Source organism: Parvularcula maris (genome assembly GCF_024505085.1).
In the GTDB taxonomy this organism is placed as follows: domain Bacteria; phylum Pseudomonadota; class Alphaproteobacteria; order Caulobacterales; family Parvularculaceae; genus Parvularcula; species Parvularcula maris.
In genome coordinates, this window is the sequence record NZ_JANIBC010000017.1 from 1 (window position 1) to 16434 (window position 16434).

General features: G+C 66.9%; 14 protein-coding genes. 6 read left to right on the plus strand and 8 right to left on the minus strand.

Features of this window, described 5'->3' with window-relative positions; genetic code table 11:
- Nucleotides 1–388: 388 nt before the first annotated feature.
- Entirely contained in the window at nucleotides 389–2209 is a 1821-nt protein-coding gene (locus tag NOG11_RS13240) for an AMP-binding protein (RefSeq protein ID WP_256620258.1), read from the minus strand.
- A 50-nt stretch (nucleotides 2210–2259) separates the two neighbouring features.
- On the opposite strand from NOG11_RS13240, the gene NOG11_RS13245 reads away from it, so the two are divergent.
- On the plus strand, nucleotides 2260–2523 hold the full coding sequence (locus tag NOG11_RS13245) for a hypothetical protein (protein WP_256620259.1): 264 nt from the start codon (nucleotides 2260–2262) through the stop codon (nucleotides 2521–2523).
- A 51-nt stretch (nucleotides 2524–2574) separates the two neighbouring features.
- Nucleotides 2575–3087, plus strand: coding sequence for an RNA pyrophosphohydrolase (locus NOG11_RS13250; protein ID WP_256620260.1), 513 nt, complete (start codon nucleotides 2575–2577; stop codon nucleotides 3085–3087).
- On the opposite strand, the gene NOG11_RS13255 is transcribed toward NOG11_RS13250, so the two are convergent.
- Nucleotides 3084–4787 (minus strand): bifunctional helix-turn-helix transcriptional regulator/alpha/beta hydrolase, encoded by a 1704-nt coding sequence (locus NOG11_RS13255; RefSeq protein WP_256620261.1) that lies wholly within the window; start codon nucleotides 4785–4787, stop codon nucleotides 3084–3086. The two genes, NOG11_RS13250 and NOG11_RS13255, sit on opposite strands and share 4 nt — an antisense overlap.
- Before the next feature lie 92 nt (nucleotides 4788–4879).
- Nucleotides 4880–5488 carry a TlpA disulfide reductase family protein gene (locus NOG11_RS13260; protein WP_256620262.1) on the minus strand — a complete coding sequence of 203 codons (609 nt, stop codon included), beginning with the start codon at nucleotides 5486–5488 and terminating at the stop codon, nucleotides 4880–4882.
- Between the two features lie 194 nt (nucleotides 5489–5682).
- Here NOG11_RS13260 and lysA point away from each other — a divergent pair, with 194 nt between their 5' ends.
- The gene (gene lysA / locus NOG11_RS13265) at nucleotides 5683–6921 is read left to right on the plus strand and encodes a diaminopimelate decarboxylase (RefSeq protein ID WP_256620263.1); all 1239 of its coding nucleotides are present in this window, start codon (nucleotides 5683–5685) and stop codon (nucleotides 6919–6921) included.
- A gap of 137 nt (nucleotides 6922–7058) precedes the next feature.
- Here the strand turns inward: lysA and rmuC are convergent, their stop codons facing one another.
- Entirely contained in the window at nucleotides 7059–9149 is a 2091-nt protein-coding gene (gene rmuC, locus NOG11_RS13270; RefSeq protein WP_256620264.1) for a DNA recombination protein RmuC, read from the minus strand.
- Between the two features lie 218 nt (nucleotides 9150–9367).
- Between rmuC and def the strand changes: the two genes are divergently transcribed.
- The 3 genes from def to truA are packed head-to-tail and all read left to right on the plus strand — an operon-like array spanning nucleotide 9368 to nucleotide 11622.
- Nucleotides 9368–9937, plus strand: a complete 570-nt coding sequence (gene def / locus NOG11_RS13275; protein ID WP_256620265.1) for a peptide deformylase — start codon at nucleotides 9368–9370, stop codon at nucleotides 9935–9937.
- 3 nt (nucleotides 9938–9940) lie between these two features.
- The gene (gene fmt, locus NOG11_RS13280) at nucleotides 9941–10870 is read left to right on the plus strand and encodes a methionyl-tRNA formyltransferase (RefSeq protein WP_256620266.1); all 930 of its coding nucleotides are present in this window, start codon (nucleotides 9941–9943) and stop codon (nucleotides 10868–10870) included.
- The gene (gene truA / locus NOG11_RS13285; protein WP_256620267.1) at nucleotides 10867–11622 is read left to right on the plus strand and encodes a tRNA pseudouridine(38-40) synthase TruA; all 756 of its coding nucleotides are present in this window, start codon (nucleotides 10867–10869) and stop codon (nucleotides 11620–11622) included. The genes fmt and truA overlap by 4 nt, the downstream gene beginning before the upstream one ends.
- On the opposite strand, the gene NOG11_RS13290 is transcribed toward truA, so the two are convergent.
- The 4 genes from NOG11_RS13290 to NOG11_RS13305 all read right to left on the minus strand — a co-directional run bounded on the left by NOG11_RS13290 (nucleotide 11613) and on the right by NOG11_RS13305 (nucleotide 16413).
- Nucleotides 11613–12272, minus strand: coding sequence for a hypothetical protein (locus NOG11_RS13290; RefSeq protein WP_256620268.1), 660 nt, complete (start codon nucleotides 12270–12272; stop codon nucleotides 11613–11615). The genes truA and NOG11_RS13290 overlap by 10 nt on opposite strands.
- Complete coding sequence (gene dapE, locus NOG11_RS13295; protein ID WP_256620269.1) at nucleotides 12269–13402, minus strand: succinyl-diaminopimelate desuccinylase; 1134 nt, start codon at nucleotides 13400–13402, stop codon at nucleotides 12269–12271. Before dapE ends, NOG11_RS13290 begins: the two co-directional genes overlap by 4 nt.
- A gap of 52 nt (nucleotides 13403–13454) precedes the next feature.
- On the minus strand, nucleotides 13455–14837 hold the full coding sequence (locus NOG11_RS13300; RefSeq protein WP_440590428.1) for a protein adenylyltransferase SelO family protein: 1383 nt from the start codon (nucleotides 14835–14837) through the stop codon (nucleotides 13455–13457).
- Nucleotides 14838–15006: 169 nt separating this feature from the next.
- The gene (locus NOG11_RS13305; protein ID WP_256620271.1) at nucleotides 15007–16413 is read right to left on the minus strand and encodes a penicillin-binding protein activator; all 1407 of its coding nucleotides are present in this window, start codon (nucleotides 16411–16413) and stop codon (nucleotides 15007–15009) included.
- Nucleotides 16414–16434: the final 21 nt, after the last annotated feature.

Below are 16434 nucleotides of genomic sequence, written 5' to 3' on the forward strand. Positions count from 1 at the left end.
GGGGGAGCTGCCGGCAGGCTGAGGGGGACGGGGCGCGGCGGAAAGCTTCGCAACCCGCCCTACGGAAGAACCTTCTCTCCGCCTTCCCACGGCGTAGCGAAGCGGAAGACCGTGGGACCGATCTCCTGCTCGCGACGCCTATCCTGCTGTTGGGAGATGGGTCCCATGGATCGCTGCGCGACCATGGGAAGGCGTCATTGAGAGCTGTAAGCTTTGAAGGCGAGTGGGAGACTGTAGGGCGGAACACCGTAGGTGGTTCGCCATGACGCGGTTGCGCCCAGGAACGGCGGCACGCTGCTCGAGCCGCCCTACGGTACTGCGCTTATAGGCAGTGAATAGCTTCGCCGGTCCGACCTACGGGGCGATGCTCCCCGTATGGAGTCTGCCCCTACTCCGCTGCTTGCTTCTCGTACTCTTCGCCTTCGGCGATGAGTTCCTCTGCCTGGCTCTGCAGGGTGACGTAGTCGACCTTGCCGGTGCCGAGGAGAGGGATCTCCTCGACGTGGAGCACCTTTTTCGGCACGGCGAGTTCGGGTACGCCGTGGCCTTGCGCCCAGGAGAGGAGTTCGGAGCGGTTGGGGTTCTCTTCCTCCGTAAGGAGAATGATCTGCTCGCCCTTCTTGGGATCGGGCATGATGACCGCGGCGTGGACGTTGTCCGGCCAGACCACCGAGGCGCAGTTCTCGACCACGGCCAAGCTGACCATCTCGCCGGAGATCTTGGCGAAGCGCTTCACCCTGCCGCGGATGGCCACATAGCCGCCGCCGTCGATCTGTACAACATCGCCCGTGTCGTGCCAGCCCCCTTCGAGCGCCGTCACTTCCTTGGTATCTGGATCGAGATAGCCCGCCATGATGTTCGGCCCACGGACGAAGAGCCTTCCGCCGCCGGAGAGCCCCTCGATATCCTCCAGGCGGCACTCGATGCCGGGCAGCACCTTACCTACCGTACCCGGACGGATGTCGCCGGGCTGGTTGACGGCGATAACGGGGGCGGCCTCGGTGGCGCCGTAGCCCTCGAGGACGGAGAAGCCGAACTTGCGCCGCGCCAAGTTCCTGGTCTCGTCGCGCACTTTCTCGGCGCCGCAGACGGCGTAGCGCAGGCTGCCAAGCGCTCCGTCCCTCGCCTGCTTGAGGTAGCGGGTAACGAAGGTGTCGGTGCCGAAGAGGATTGTGGCCTGGTGCTTACGGATCATCTCGGGGATGATCTTGACATGGAGCGGCGACGGGTAAGCCACCTGCTTGTGCCCGCCGATGAGCGGGAAGAGCGAGCCGCCGGTGAGACCATAGGAGTGGAAGATCGGCAGCGGGTTGAAGAAGATGTCTTCCGGCTCGAGCTGCACATGGTCCCTGATCTGCTCGACATTGGCAACGAGGTTCTGGTGGGTCAGCACCACGCCCTTGGGCTTTCCTTCCGTACCCGACGTGAAGAGAATGACCGCGGGGGTCTCCGGCTTGACGCCGCGGCGGACGAGGAAGGGCAGCTTCTCGCCGATGGCGGCGCGGATCTTCGCGCCCTTGCCGAGGCCGTCGCGGATCTCCTCCAGGATGTGAATCTCCGCCTTCGAGGAGAGCGCATCGACGAGCCCTTCGAGGCCGCCGATCTCGATGAACTTGGAGGAGGTGATGATGTGCTTGATGTCCGCGGTCTCGAGCGCACTGAAGAGCGCCTTCTCACCGGCGGTGAAGTTCAGCATGGCCGGCACACGGCCGTCGCAGTGAAGCGCCAGAAGCGTGATGACCCCGCCCGCGCTGGTCGGCAGCAGCACGCCGACATTCTCGCCGCGCTTGGTGAACTTGGAGAACGCGCTGCCGAGGGCGAAGGCGCCCCTGACCGCGTCCTGGTAGCTGATCTCGCGGCCCTCGGGCTCGACGAAGGCGATCTTGTCGCCGCCCACCTTGCCTTTAGTCTCCATGACCTTGGCGAAGACGGTGGAGCGGGAGCGCGCCCAGATCTTGCGGCGGGAGCGCTTGGCGGCGTCCTCGCGCGCCTTCTTGGCGGCCTCGATCTCCCGCGCATCGGCGGCGGCGATCTTCGCCTCGATGGCCTGGTTCTTCTTCTCTTCTTTCTTGTCGGCCTTCTTGCTGGCCTTGTCGGCAGCCTCGGCCTCCGGCTCCTTAACGGTTTCCTTCGGCTCGTCAGAAGCTTGGCTGTTCTCTGCAGCCTCTTCTTTTACCTTGTTTTGCTTTTCTGGCGCCGCACCGTCCATCACTGGCCTCCGACCTTCAACTCGTTCCGGCCTAACGCATAGGGGTTCGCATGCGACCTTTCAACGACGCACAGAAGAGCCTTAATGCCAAGGCCGCGAGGACCCAAACTTTGTTTCGGATTGAGACGCTGCTGGGCAAGCTGCCGAGCGTGGCGCTGAGCCTTGTGCTTCTGGGCCTGGCGGCAGCGATCCCGGCGGCTCTCCTCACGAAGAAAGAGGTCGAGACCGTGACCCCCGCCTATCTCGAAGTTGATGTATCCGGCGAGCCTGGGCGGCTGGCGAGCTACCGCCGAGAGGCTGCCCTGCCCAACTGAAGGCGGCTCACCCCTTGAACAAGATAGCGGTTTGACCGACAGGGGAGCGCCATGAAGGAACTTCCCGACCTCCCCCTCTACCGCCCGAATGTCGGCATCTGCCTGTTCAACCGGCGCGGCGAGGTATGGCTCGGGGAGCGGCTGACGGCGCCGGGCTCCCGTGAGGTGAACCCCTATCGGTGGCAGATGCCCCAGGGCGGGATCGACCCCGGCGAGGACATCGAGGAGGCCGCCTTTCGCGAGCTGCACGAGGAGACGGGTGTGCGCACGGCGCGCATTCTTCTGACGACACCGGGCTGGCTCGCCTACGACTTTCCCCCGCGCTACCGCCGCAAGGGCAAGAAATGGATCGGCCAGCGCCAGAAATGGGTGGTCATGCTGTTCGAGGGCTCCGACGACGAAGTCGACCTCAACGCCCACGAGCCAGCCGAGTTCGAGCGCTGGCGCTGGGCGCGGCTTGACGAGCTCGAAGGGCTGATCGTGCCGTTCAAGCGGCAGGTCTATGCCGAGCTGGTCGATGCGTTCAGGCCGCTGGCGGCGGTGATCGAGGGCGAGCTGCGTTAGGCCTCGGTCAGGGCGGTCAGGACGGCGTCCGGTTTCTGGTGGAAGAGGAAGGTGCCTGCTCCTGGCACGGTGCGCTGCTCGTAGCCCTGCTCTCTGGCGAACTCGGCAACCAGGCCGGGGGCGTTCTGCCGGTCCTCCTCCCCGACCAGCATGACGACGTCGCAGGGCGCTTCGGGGAGGAGGACCTTCCAGTTGGCGCTGGCGAGGAGCAGCTCCGCCACCGCCCCCTCCGGTCCGTTCTCGAGGGCGGTCTTGGTGCCGGACTTGATCAGGCTGCCGAGATGCTCGTCCGTGATGGTCCGGTAGTCGGTAGGCGTCGCTTTGAAGTAGCGCTCGAGGAAGGTGTCGTCGTAGTCGGCGATGGTCCGCGCCAGAGTCGCTCTGGTGTAGTGGCTGGCCACCGACGGAGCGTGGCGGGCGAGGAAGAGCGGTAGGCGCTGCTCGGGGCTCATGGCGAAGAACTGACGGGTGGTGAAGATCGGGATCACCCCTCCCGCCGTGACTAGCTTGCGCACAAGACCGGGGAAGTGGCGCGCAAAGGCGAAGGCGTAGGACGCGCCGCCATTGACGCCCAGTAGGCTGATCTTCCCTATACCGAAGTCCTGCAGAAGCGCATCGAGATCGTCCGCGAACGCCAGTGCGTGCCCTTTCCTTCCCTTCGCGCCGTCCGTGCCGCCGAGGTGAGGGCGCCAGGGAACGATGAGCCGGAGGCGCTTGTCTTGGAGAAGCTGGGCCGTTCCGGGCGCCAGGAGGTTGCCGCCGAAGAGGGGGTGGAAGACGAGGACCGGCTCACCGTCTTTCGGTCCGTAGGCGGTGTAGACGATGTTACGCCCGGACGGCGCACGGAAGCTGCGCTCCACCGGTCGTCTGCGGGCGCTGCCGACCTCCGCTGCCCCGCCGCCGTGGAGCTTCGAGTAGCCGACGAAGAGCGCGACGATGTCGAGGCGCGACTTCGCACCCAGCTTCTGCATCAGCCTCTTGGTCTGGTTGCGGACGGTGCCGAGGCTGGTCCCCCTCTCCTCCGCCACATCGCGAAGGTCCTGCCCTGCGATGATGGCCCTGGCGATGTCCCGTTCGGCGCCGCTGAGACTGAAGGTTTCAGCGAAGGCCCCGCCGCTCCTGCGGTTCCAGGTGAGGGCGATGGGCTGGGCGAGAAGCTGCTGCTCATGGGGAGGGCCGAAGGGGGTGAGGGAGAGGTGGGCGGTGCGCCCGCCCTCCTGCTCAGCCGAGAGAATGCCTGCGAAGCGCTCCCTCGTGCCGCCGCGCAGGGCCGAGGCCAGTGCCCGCTGCACCTTCTGTCCGCCAAAGGTCGCCGCCGGTAGGGGCTGGCCGGGCGTGACGGCGAGGTCGCTTTTGGCGCGCGCGTTCGCTTCGGCCACGACGCCCCGCCTGGTCAGGGTGAAGGCGGGAAGGCCGAGGCTCTCCAGCCGCTCCAGCATCTGGCGGGCCGAAGAAAGCTCCGCCCCTGCTCGCTCGAAGAGGTCGAGGGCGAAGCGGAACTCGCCCTCCACATCGGCGAAGGGGCCGCCCTCCTGCCTCTCGGACGCTGCGTAGTAGTCGGTCAGCCGCTCCTGCAAAGCATGGGAGAGATCGGCGTAGCTCTCCGGCGCTACCACGACGCGGTAGGCCAACGCGATCAGCTCGCCCCGGTCCGGTTTGGCCGTCGGCTCGTCAGTCGCTCGCGGCAGGGCGTTGGCCATGGCACTCCCGTTCAGAGGTAACGCTTCTGGGCGAAGCGCGCCGCGGGGTCAAAGAGCAATGGCCCAGATGGGCCAACCGTTTCCGATCCGCCTCAGCGCGGCAGCTCGCCCGCACCGATGGTCCGCACCAGCCTCACCGCCTCTGGCGAGGACCAGTCAGCGGGGCGGCGGAGGACACCGATCCGTCGCCCCCTGGCATCGTAGATGGCCGTGACGGGGAGGGTCAGCCTGCCGTCGCCCAAGGCCCGGCTGAGAGCGAGTTTCGGATCGAGAGCCACACCCAGCTCCTCCGCGCCGATCCGCTCCAGCATCGCCCTCTGTCGGCTGCCGTCGCCCCCCTCCTGAGCCGCGGCCAGCACCAGATAGTCGTCACCCAGCTCTTCCTGAAGCGCCGCCAGGGAGGGGAGCTCCTCGACACACGGCGCGCACCAGGTGGCCCAGAGGTTCAGGACCAGCACTTTTCCTGCTGCCATCTGGGACAGGCTCACCTGTCCCTCCGGCGTCTCCAAGGTGACCTCCGGCAGGGGGGCGGAGGGAAAGCTGCGCTCGAAGCTCGCCATCTCGCCGACGATATAGCGCGGGCTGTCCGCCTCCCAGGGCTTCGGCTTGCCGCCCATGGAGGAGAGCAAGACGAAGACGAGGGCGAGACCGCCAATGCCTGCAAGGATCTTCATCAGGGTGTAGGCATCAATACGCGGCATATGGGCCAAGCTCCTTTGGGTCAGCAGCTAGTGCTTTCCCGCGGCAAAGGCCACGTGGTAGGGCGCCGCCCATGAAACGCCGTATCCTTGCCGCCGCCGTCCTTCTCGTCCTCGCAGCCGGTTGCGGCAAGCGCGCTCCCCTCGACGTGCCGCCCCCGCCGCAGGGCGCCCTCGCCTCACCGGTGGGCTGAGCGATGCATCATTTCCAGTACCAAAACGGCGCCCTTCACGCCGAAGAGGTTCCCCTCGCCCGCATCGCCGAAGAGGTCGGAACCCCGGTCTATGTCTACTCGGCTGCCACCCTGCGGCGGCACGCCAGCGTCTTCCGCGAGGCCTTTCCGGCGGACACGGTGACCGCCTTCTCCGTCAAGGCGCTGTCGAACCTTCATGTGCTGAAGCTTCTCGCGAGCGAGGGCCTCGGCGCCGATGTAGTGTCGGTGGGCGAGCTGGAGCGGGCCTTGCGGGCGGGCATGAAGCCCGATCAGATCGTCTTCTCCGGCGTCGGCAAGAGGAGAGAGGAGCTGCGCGCCGCCCTTCGCGCCCGTATCCTCCAGTTCAACGTGGAGAGCGAGGCGGAGCTCCGCACCCTAAGCGAGGTGGCAGAGGAAGAGGGGATCGAGGCATCCGTCGCCCTACGGATCAATCCGGATGTGGATGCCCTCACCCTGCCGGGCATCTCCACCGGCAAGAAGGACGACAAGTTCGGCATTCCGTGGGAGCGGGCGCTGGAGACCTACACCCTCGCCCGTGACCTGCCCGGTTTGAAGCCGGATGGGCTCGATTTTCACATCGGCTCTCAGATCACCTCTCTCGGCCCCTTCGAGCGGGCGGCAGAGCGGGCGGCATCGCTGGTGCGGGAGCTGCGCGGGGCGGGCTTCGACATCCGTAGGCTCGATCTGGGCGGGGGCCTCGGCATTCCCTATGCGGATGGCGACCAGCCGCCCCTTCCCTCGGCCTATGCCGAGGCCGTGACCAAGATCACGGCAGGGCTCGATGTCCAACTCATCTTCGAGCCCGGTCGGGTCATTGCGGGCAATGCGGGGGTGCTACTGACCTCGGTGGTGCTGACCAAGCATCAGACCACGAAGAATTTCGTGGTGGTGGACGCGGCGATGAACGACCTCATCCGCCCCGCCCTCTACGGCGCGACCCACCGCCTTCTGCCGGTAGCGCAGAAGGAGGGTGATCCCTCCGCATACGCCTTGGTAGGCCCGGTCTGCGAGAGCACGGACAAGTTCACCGACGCAGCCATGCTGGCAGACCCCCAGGCTGGGGACTTGTTGGCCTTCGGCACGGCTGGGGCCTACGGCGCGGTGCAGGCGTCGCAGTACAATACGAGGCCGCTCGTGCCCGAGGTGCTGGTGGACGGTGGTAGCTACAAGGTGATCCGCAGACGGCCTACGCTGGACGAGATGCTGGCGTTGGAAGAGTAGTACCGAACATCGTCATCCCGGCCGTAGCGGAGCGGAGCGCCGGGACCCATGGACCAGTCGGTCCTCTTAAGTTGCTACCTCCGTCCAGGGTTCCCGGATAAGCCTCGCGGCTTTCCGGGATGACGGTGTAGCTGGGACTACCGCAAACGATCCTCACGCGGAGAGCTGTACGTGCCCTCCTCGTCATCATCGCTGCGGCGGCGGTCGTCGAGGTCGAAGGAGAAGCGCTCCAGCCTCGTCTCGAAGTCGCCGGAGGCGTCGAGGTCGCGGGTTCGCTCCTCGTCGGTTTCGCGGCGGCGACGCGAGGTGACGCGGTCGTCGCTGAGGGCTGCCGGGTCTCTTCGGTAGCGGCGCTCCTGGGACTCACGGCGCTCGGTAGGCTGACGGCGGCCGCCGCGCTGCTCGGAGAGCTCGCGGGCGAGCTCCTGCTCCTCCTCGCGCAGACGGCGGAGGCGGGCTTCGAGGTCCTCGGCGCGGCTCTCCTGACGGGAGCGTTCCTCCGCTCTGTAGTCGTCTTCGTCATCCTCGAAATAGAGGTCGCGGCCCCCGCCCTCATCGAAGCGCTCATAGCTGCGGCTCTGCGGCGCGTGATCGTCCTCAGGCAGAACATTGTGCAGGAGGTTCAGCGTGCCCATGAGGGTCGAGGGCGAGGTCAGCCAGACCCGCGCCCGGTGGCTGTCGCGCACGAGGTCGGGGAAGCGGTCGTGAAGGATCGTGTACGCCGCTTCCGAAGGCAGGAACAGGATCGCGCTGTCGGCGGTCTCGCCCCTCACAATGCAGCGGTCGGCCACAGAGAAGATCGAGCGTAGGACCGTTCTGCGGAAATCATCCTCGGCCTTCTTCGCCTGGGGCATGTTCTTGCGGACCGCGTCGCGGCTCGGCAGGCGGTTGAAGCTCTCGATGGGGAAGCCGCCGTCGATCGCCACCTTGGAGCGGCCGCCCGAAAGGCCGATCACGCAGTCCGCGATCTGACCGTTGGAGAGGCGGGCGTTCAGCTCGTACTCGTCATCGTCGAGGGTCGAACGGACGACCTCGGAGAGGCGCATGGTGACCGAGCCGTCGCTCTGGGCGCGCTCGAGGAAGCTGCGCTCCAGACGGCCGAAATCCTCTTTCAGCCCGTCGAAATTATCGCGGATCTGACCGATGGCGGCGTGGCTCGCCTCAACATCGCGGCGGAAGCTAAGGACCTCGTCATGCATGGAGCGAAGGTCGGCGCGGATCGGCGCCATCTCGTCGAGCCGCGTGCCAACCACGCGGGAGAGGTCGTCGAGCCGGTCGCCCTGGACCTTCATGTGATCGGTGACGCGCTCGACCATGGTGGTCAGGCTGTCGATGCGGCGGCGGGTGGCAGCCCCATCCTCGTCGTCGGTCTTGATGCCGTGCCGGTCGAGCTTGCGGTCGATGGAGGAGAGGAAGAGGTCGAGGCGGCTCGACTGCTCGTCGCGGATGCCGGTGAGCTGGCGGCGCATGTCGTCGCGCAGATCGTCGAGCCTCGAATGCTGACGACGCTCGCTCTCTTCGATGTAGTCCTTGATGAAAGGGGCCATAAACGGAGCGTCCTGGTCTTCGTAGCGTCCGGCGGAGAGCCTGTCGTCGTAGCTCGAGCTTCTCGTCTCCTGGTAAGAGGCCTGCTGCTGCGGCCTGTCCCATTCGGTACTGCTGGCTGGGGCCTGATAGAAATCGTCCCGGCGGCTCTCGCCGATGGCCGCCTCGCGGCGCGGCTCGACCCGCGGCAGGGGCTGGGGCTCGGGGACGGGTTCCGGCTCGGGCTCGGGTTCCGGCGTTCTCAGCGGCACCACGTTCGGCGCCGCCTCGGGGTCGCGGCTCATGGGCGGGGCGGCGAGCTCCGGCTCGTCGTAATAGGGATCGGGCTCGACCTCGGTGGTCAAGGGGCCTGGCTCTGCTCGCTCTTCGCGGGTGATGCGGATCGAGGAGAAGTCGTCGTCCCGGTCGGAGAAGCCGCTCTGGCTCGCCGTGTCGAAGCCCTGATCGAACAGGTCGCCGCTATCGTCGTAGAAGTTCTTGCGCCGGTTCAGGCGGAAATAGGTGATCGCCAGGGCGCCGAGCACGGCGAGACCCACCACCGCGAGGATGATGTATTGCAGGGTATGTCCACCACTAGCCATTGTCTCGTTCGCCCCCGTTACCTGCTCGAGCGCATCGCCCAGAGCCTCGTCCACGACGATCTCCACGCGCTGCATCCCGAATGGGTTCAAGTTCCATGCCATCCCAAATCACCGGCCACCGTTCCTGCCCCATCAACCCTTATCCGAACGCGGTCGGGACAGTGCTGAGCAGGTGTTATGTCATCAAACTTTCCCCAATGCGAGACGCGTGCCACCACGCGGCGCGCGCCAGAGTTGCAGGAAAGTCTTAGATTGTCGTTAGACTCTGGCCCGCCTCCTCAATATTGACCCCGAAGCCCCCGAAACTTAGGTGGAGTTCTATGGCTGTACGCGAGATTCTCACCGTCCCCGATCCCCGTCTGCGCGAGGTCTCGAAAGAGGTCGCCGCAGTCACCGACGAGACGCGGGCGCTCATGGACGACATGCTGGAGACCATGTACGCGGCCCCCGGCATCGGCCTCGCCGCCATCCAGATCGGTGTGCCCGAGCGGATCATCGTCATGGACCTCGCCGATAAGCACGAGGAGCCGCAGCCGCGCTACTTCGTCAATCCGAGGATCATCGACCCGTCGGAGGATGTCGCGCCCTATGAAGAGGGCTGCCTCTCGGTGCCCGACGCCTTCGAGGAGCTCGACCGGCCCGCGCGCTGCCGGGTGGAGTATCTCGACTATGAGGGCCGCCCCCAGGTGCTGGAGGCCAAGGGGCTGCTCGCCACCTGCATCCAGCACGAGATGGACCATCTCGAGGGCATCCTCTTCATCGACCACCTGTCGCGCCTGAAGCGCGAGCGCATCCTGAAGCGGCTGAAGCGTGAGGCGAAGGCCAAGGCGGCGGAGAAGCCTGAGAAGCCGGCCAAGAAGCCCTCCCTCCCCTTCCTGGCCGCGGAGTAGGACTTGCGCGTCGTCTTCATGGGAACGCCGGGTTTTGCCGCCCAGGCGCTGAGCGAGCTCGTCGGCGCAGGCCATGACATTGCCGCTGTCTACACCCAGCCGCCCAGGCCCCGCGGGCGAGGCCATAAGCTGCAGCCCTCCGAGGTCGGTGCCCTAGCCGAGGAGTACGGGCTGGAGGTGCGGACGCCGAAGACCATGAAGGCCCCCGCCGAAGCCGAAGCGCTGCGCGCGCTGGAGGCGGATGTGGCGGTGGTGTTCGCCTACGGTCAGATCCTTCCTCAGGCCGTGCTGGACGCGCCGAAGCTCGGCTGCCTCAACCTTCACGCCTCCCTCCTCCCCCGCTGGCGGGGTGCAGCGCCCATCCAGCGCGCCATCATGGCGGGCGACGAGGTGACCGGCGTTCAGGTCATGCGGATGGAAGCGGGGCTCGACACCGGGCCGATCCTCCTCTCCGAGACCGTGCCGATCGCCGCCGATGAGACTTTCGCTACCCTGCACGACAAGCTGGCGGGCGTCGGCGCCGGGCTCCTCCCCCGAGCCCTGGCGGCCCTCTCGCGGGGCGGGCTCGAGGAGACGCCGCAGTCCGAGGATGGGGTGACCTACGCCCGCAAGATCACCCCGGACGAGACCAAGGTCGACTGGAGCCGCCCCGCCGCGGAGGTGGACCGGCACATTCGCGGCCTCTCCCCCTTCCCCGGCGCCCATACGGCAATGGAGGGCGTCCGGCTCAAGCTGCTGATGAGTGCTATGGGCGGCGAGTCCCGCGATGCTCCGGGCACGGCGCGTCAGACCGAGGAGAGCCATCTAGCCGTCACCTGCGGCGATGGGCGCGAGGTGCTCGTCTCCCGCCTCCAGCGCTCGGGCAAGCAGGCGCAATCCGCGCCGGATTATTTTCGCGGCGCGCCGCTTCCTCTTGGTACGGTTCTTCAGTGATCGCCGAGCCCTTCTGGCGCTACCGGCTGGAGGTCGAGTATGATGGCGGCCCCTTCGCAGGCTGGCAGCGGCAGGAGAACGCGCCCTCGGTGCAGGCTACAATCGAGGACGCAGCCCTGGTCCTCGCCCCCGGCGAGGCGCACTGCTACGGGGCGGGGCGCACCGATGCGGGGGTGCACGCCCTCGGCATGACCGCGCATCTCGACATGCAGCGCGAGATCGACCCCTTCAAGCTGCAGGGCGCCCTCAACGGAATCATGCGTCCCGCCCCTGTCAGTGTTCTGTCAGCGGAGCTTACAGACAAGGACTTCCACGCACGGTTCTCCTGCACCGAGCGGCGCTATCTCTACCGCATCGTCTGCAGGCGTGCTCCCCTCGCGCTCGATGAAGGGCGGGCTTGGCGGGTGACCCAGGAGCTCGATGCGGAGGCCATGGCCGAGGCCGCGAAGCTGCTCGAGGGCACCCACGACTTCACCACCTTCCGAAGTGCCCATTGCCAGTCAAAATCGCCGGTGAAGTCGATCACCGAGATCCGCGCTCAGCGGCGCGGCGAGGCCATCGACCTCCACCTCCGTGCGCCGAGCTTCCTTCACAACCAGGTGCGCTCCATCGCGGGCTCGCTAGAGCGGGTCGGCATCGGGCGGTGGAGCGTCGGTGACTTCCGTGGGGCGCTGAAAGCAAAGGACCGTACACGCTGCGGCCCCGTCGCCCCTGCCCACGGTCTCTACTTCGTAGAGGCGGTCTATAGCTGAGCTTCGGGCTCCGAGGGCACCTCGATGGCCTCGACGGCGACCGGTTCCGGCAGAAGGCCCAGGACCGAGAAGATCGCGCTGGCCACGAGGCCTGCAAGGAGGGAGACCACCACCAAGAGCACCAACGTCCCGATGGTCGCCATGGGGGTGGTCTGGAGCGTCTCCCTCACGATCCCCCACCGCACCCAGATGATCAGCCCGAACACGATCAGTGTTCCAAGCTCGATCAGGGCTGGGACGCCGATCAGAACCGAGAGACCCATGAGAAGCCCTAGCAGCGTCCTGAAGGCGAAGGCGGCCCAGTTGAAGGCGATGATCAGCGGGCTGATCCGCCAACCCGCCCCCCTGCGCCTTGCAAGCCTCGTCAAGACGAAGAGCTGAAGCCCGAACCCCAGGAGCAGCGTCACCGTCTGCGTGATGACGGTAACGGCGGGGCTGAGATTCGCCGCCTCGGCGAAGGGCGTGTCGACCAGAAGCTGCCGCCCCACCATCGCCGCGAGAAGGTGGCCTGGGATCATCAAAGGCAGCGCCCAGAAGCTCGCGAACACCGCCTCGGCGGAGAGGTCGCGCCGCTCCTCCCAGCCGGGCTTCTTGCGCGCGAGGTCGAAGGCGAGGCCGATGCCGTCCGCGATACGCCTTGCGCTGATCATGCGGTCAGCTTCCCGTAGCGCTCGATGATGAGGGCGTAGATGTCCGTCAGCTTCTCGACATCTTTTGCGGGCACCTGCTCATCCACCTGGTGCATGGTGGCGCCGGGCAGGCCGAACTCGACCGTCGGGCAGACCTTCGAGATGAAACGGGCATCGGAGGTGCCGCCCGAGGTCGAGGGTTCGGGCGTCTTACCGGTCACCTCCTGTACGCTCGTCTGCACCAGGACGGTCAGTTCCTCGTCCTGGTTGAGGAACGCCTCGCCGGAGACGCGGGGGTTCCAGGACCAGCGCGCACCTTCGGCCGCGGCGTCGATGGCCTCGTGCAGGCTCTCGAGCAGACGCTCGCCGCTCCAGGTGGGGTTGAAGCGGACGTTGAAGCGCAAAGCGGCTTCCGCTGGGATCACGTTCTCCGCCGTCTCTGCCGAGGTGATCGCGGTCAGCTCAAGGTTGGAAGGCTGGAAGTGCTCGTAGCCATTGTCGAGGACCAGCACGCGGAGCGCCTCGGCAATGCGCACGGCGACGGGGATCGGGTTCTCGGCGCGGTCGGGGTAGGCGACGTGGCCCTGACGACCGGTCACGGTGACGACGCAGTTCATGGAGCCTCTGCGGCCCACCTTCATCATGTCGCCCAAGGCCTCGCGGCTGGTCGGCTCTCCTACCAGGCAGTGGTCGATCCGGTGGCCCTGCTCCTCCATCCATCCGAGCATCTTCTTGGTGCCGTCGAGGCCGGGGCCTTCCTCGTCACCGGTGATGAGGAGGGCGAGGGGCGGGGTGTCTTCGGCGCGAGCGACGGCAGCCACGAAGGCCCCGATGGCGCCCTTCATATCCGAGGCGCCGCGGCCCTTGAGCATGCCGTCCTCGACCTTCGGCTCGAAGGGATCGTTCTGCCAGTCAGCGGTTTTCCCCGGCGGCACCACATCGGTGTGACCTGCGAAACATAGCCTTTTGCCCCCCTCCCCGCGGGTCGCATAGAGGTTCGGCACCTCGCCGAAGGTCTGGCGGTGGACGGTGAAGCCCAGCTCCTTCAGCCAGCTCTCCAGAAGGTCCTGGGCGCCCTCGTCCTTCGGGGTGACCGAGGGGCAGGCCATGAGCTTCGACGCCAGAAAGAGCGGATCGGTGAGGTCGGACATGGGGAGCTGTTGAGCCGCGCCGCGCCGGGGGGTCAAGGCTAGGGTCCGGACCCTAGGCCGCTTCGGGGCTCAGCGCCTCGCCGTAGCGGCGGATGGCGGCGATCTTGTTCTCGAAGGGCTTCCAGTCGTCGCGTTCGGCGATGGCATCCCAGATGCTTTCTACCTCTTCGAGGAGAAGGGTCTGCGGTTCGTCGGCGAAGACCGGGTGGGTGAGCCGCTCAGGCCGCAGGGGCGAGCGCTCGTCAATGCGCACAACGACGTCTTCGGCACCATAGAGTTCGGCATGGGGCGAGCGCGAGCGCTTGTCCGCCCCGGCCCTGCCGCCGAACAGGTCGAAGAAGGCTCGCTCGAAGGGCAGACCCGTGCGGTGAAGGAAGATGAAGAGGTCCGAGGCGAGTTTGTGGTCCTCCTGCGGCTCTCGCTCCTCAATCCCTAGACGACGCAGCACCGCGGCCGCGAAGGCGTCGGCGTAGTGGTCGGGGAACGTCGCCAGCGCCTCCTGCAGCGCCTTCTCCTCGCCGATCAGCGAGAGCGCATGGGCCAAGGCCGCGAGGTTCCAGTAGAAGGCCTCCGGCTGACGCCCGAAGGCGTAGAGGCCCGTATGGTCGAAATAGGCCGCCGTGAACTGAGGATCGAGGGTGGTCAGGAAGCGCCATGGTCCGTAATCGAAGCACTCGCCCGTCACGTTCATGTTGTCCGTGTTGAGAACGCCGTGCACGAAGCCCGCCGCCATCATGCCGGCCACCTGCACCGCCATGCGTTTGGTGACGGCTAGAAGGAAGCCCGGCGGGTCTTCAGCGCCCGCCTCGGTCACGAGGTGCTCACAGCTATAGCTGAGTAGCGCCTGCATCCCCTCCTCGTCATCCATGGCCATCAGGCGCTGAAAGCTGCCAAAGCGGATATGGCTGTGGCTGAGCCTGACGAGGACGGAGGATCTGGTCGGTGAGGGCTCGTCGCCGCGCACCAGGCTCTCGCCGGTCTCGATGAGGCTGAGGCTCCGTGAGGTAGGCACGCCGAGGGCTTCGAGGAGCTCGGTCGCGAGCACCTCGCGCACGCCGCCCTTGAGGGTGAGCCGCCCGTCGCCCGTGCGGCTGAAGGGGGTCTGGCCGGAGCCCTTGGTGCCGAGGTCCATAAGGCGCCCCCGGCGGTCGCGGAGCTGTGCGAAGAGGAAGCCGCGCCCGTCGCCGATCTCGGGGTTGTAGCTACGGAACTGATGGCCGTGATAGGCCAGCGCTAGGGGTTCGGGCAGATTGTCCGGAAGCGGATCGAAGCGGCCGAGATGGCGGGTCCAGTTCTCGTCGCTCAGACCGTCCAGACCCACCTCGGCGGCAGCCCGATCGTTACGGAACCGAAGGACCGTCTGCGGAAAGTCCGCAGGCTTCACCGGTACGGCGAGTGTGTCCGCGATCGTGAGGATGGGCGGGTTGGAAGTCAGTTCGGTTTCTCCCTCACGAAGTCGCCTACCTCTCCCTTCGGGAGAGGTCAAAACCTGACCAGTCAGGTTTTGGGTGAGGGCTTGCCAGATCGGTTCTTCCGAACACCCTCACTCGACATCGAAGATGTCGATCTCTCCCGCAGGGAGAGATGGCCCCTGCGCCAGGCCGCTAGTACCGCGGGGCGTAGGGGTCGATGCGGAAGCTAAGGGGCGCGGGGTCGATGACCCTGATCCCGCCCCGGCCCAGCTCGAGCACAGCCAGCCCGCGCTCCACGACCCCTTCGGGCGTCAGGCGGAAGAGGCCGTCCGCGCCGATGAAGCCGTTGGGGTTGGTGAGCATAGCCTCCGAATAGGGGTTCGGCGCGCGGCTTTCGGCCAGGCGCGCGGCGATCAGCGTAGCATCATAGGCAAGCGAGGCGAGCCGCATGGGGCTCTCGCCGTAGGCGGCGCGGTAGCGGCTTTCGAAGCCCTTGGCCCGCTCGGGGTCGGGGGCGGCGAACCAGCCGCCGTTCAGCGCAGGCTCACCGGTCAGTCCGTCATTGTTCCAGGCGGAGACGCCGAGGAGCTTGATCTGGCGCACATCCACATCGTTATAGGGCAGAAGCGGCGCCAGCGCCCGGAGCAGCCTCCCCGATTCGGGCAGCAGCACCGCCTGGAAGCCGTTGAGCGCCGGATCGTAGCTGTCGAGCGGCACATCGGCCTGATTGAGGGGGCCGAGCCGCTGGGAAGGCGCGAGGTCACCGTAGCGGTCGGCGGTAGGCTGGCCGCCGATCTCGTCGAACGCCTCGTCGATGGCGTCCTTCTGCGGGCCGCGGGGGGTGACGTATTGCGGCACGAAGCCGGGGGCTGCGAACTCGGCCAGACGGCGAGCCGGGTCGCGCATGGCGTCGGCGTTGCGCTCATAGACCTCCTGATGGACCAGCGTGCCGCCGCCCTCATAGATCTCGTCGCGGAAGGCATCGGACACCCTGGCGCCGTACTCGTTAAGGGGCGCAAGCAGGCCAAACCGGGCGTAGCCCTGGGAAAGGGCGTACTGGGTCACCCGCTCGATCTCGGGCTCCGGCGGGAAGCTCAGGAGGTAGACCCCGTCCCCGGCCACCCGGCGGTCGGTGGAGAAGGCCACCACAGGCACGTTTCTGGGCCTCGCCACCGCCGCCACGGCGGACACGCTGTCGGCGTAGAGCGGACCGATGATGATGTCCGCGCCGCCTCTAATAGCGTTGGCGGCAGCGATGCGCGCGCCCTGGGGCGTGCCTTTCGTGTCCTCGGGAATCAGCAAGAAGCTCTCATTGCCGCTCTCGAAGGCCACCATCTGGGCGGCCTTCTGCATGGAGGAGGCAAGGTCCTGGATGCTCTCGTTCTGCGCGCCGAGCGGCAGGAGAAGCGCCACCCTGACGATCCGCTCCTCGTCGAGGTCGGGCAGGGTTACGGGCTCTTCAAGGCCGACGGGGTCCTCGGTGGCGACCTCGGGCTCCTCAGGCAGGCTGGTGCGGCTCGGCGAGGTGGTCTCGCAGGCTGCGAGAACGAACGCCGCCGAGGCAGCCGCGAGGAGGGAGAGGCGGAAGGGCTGACGCATGGAGCGGCTCCTGACAAACAC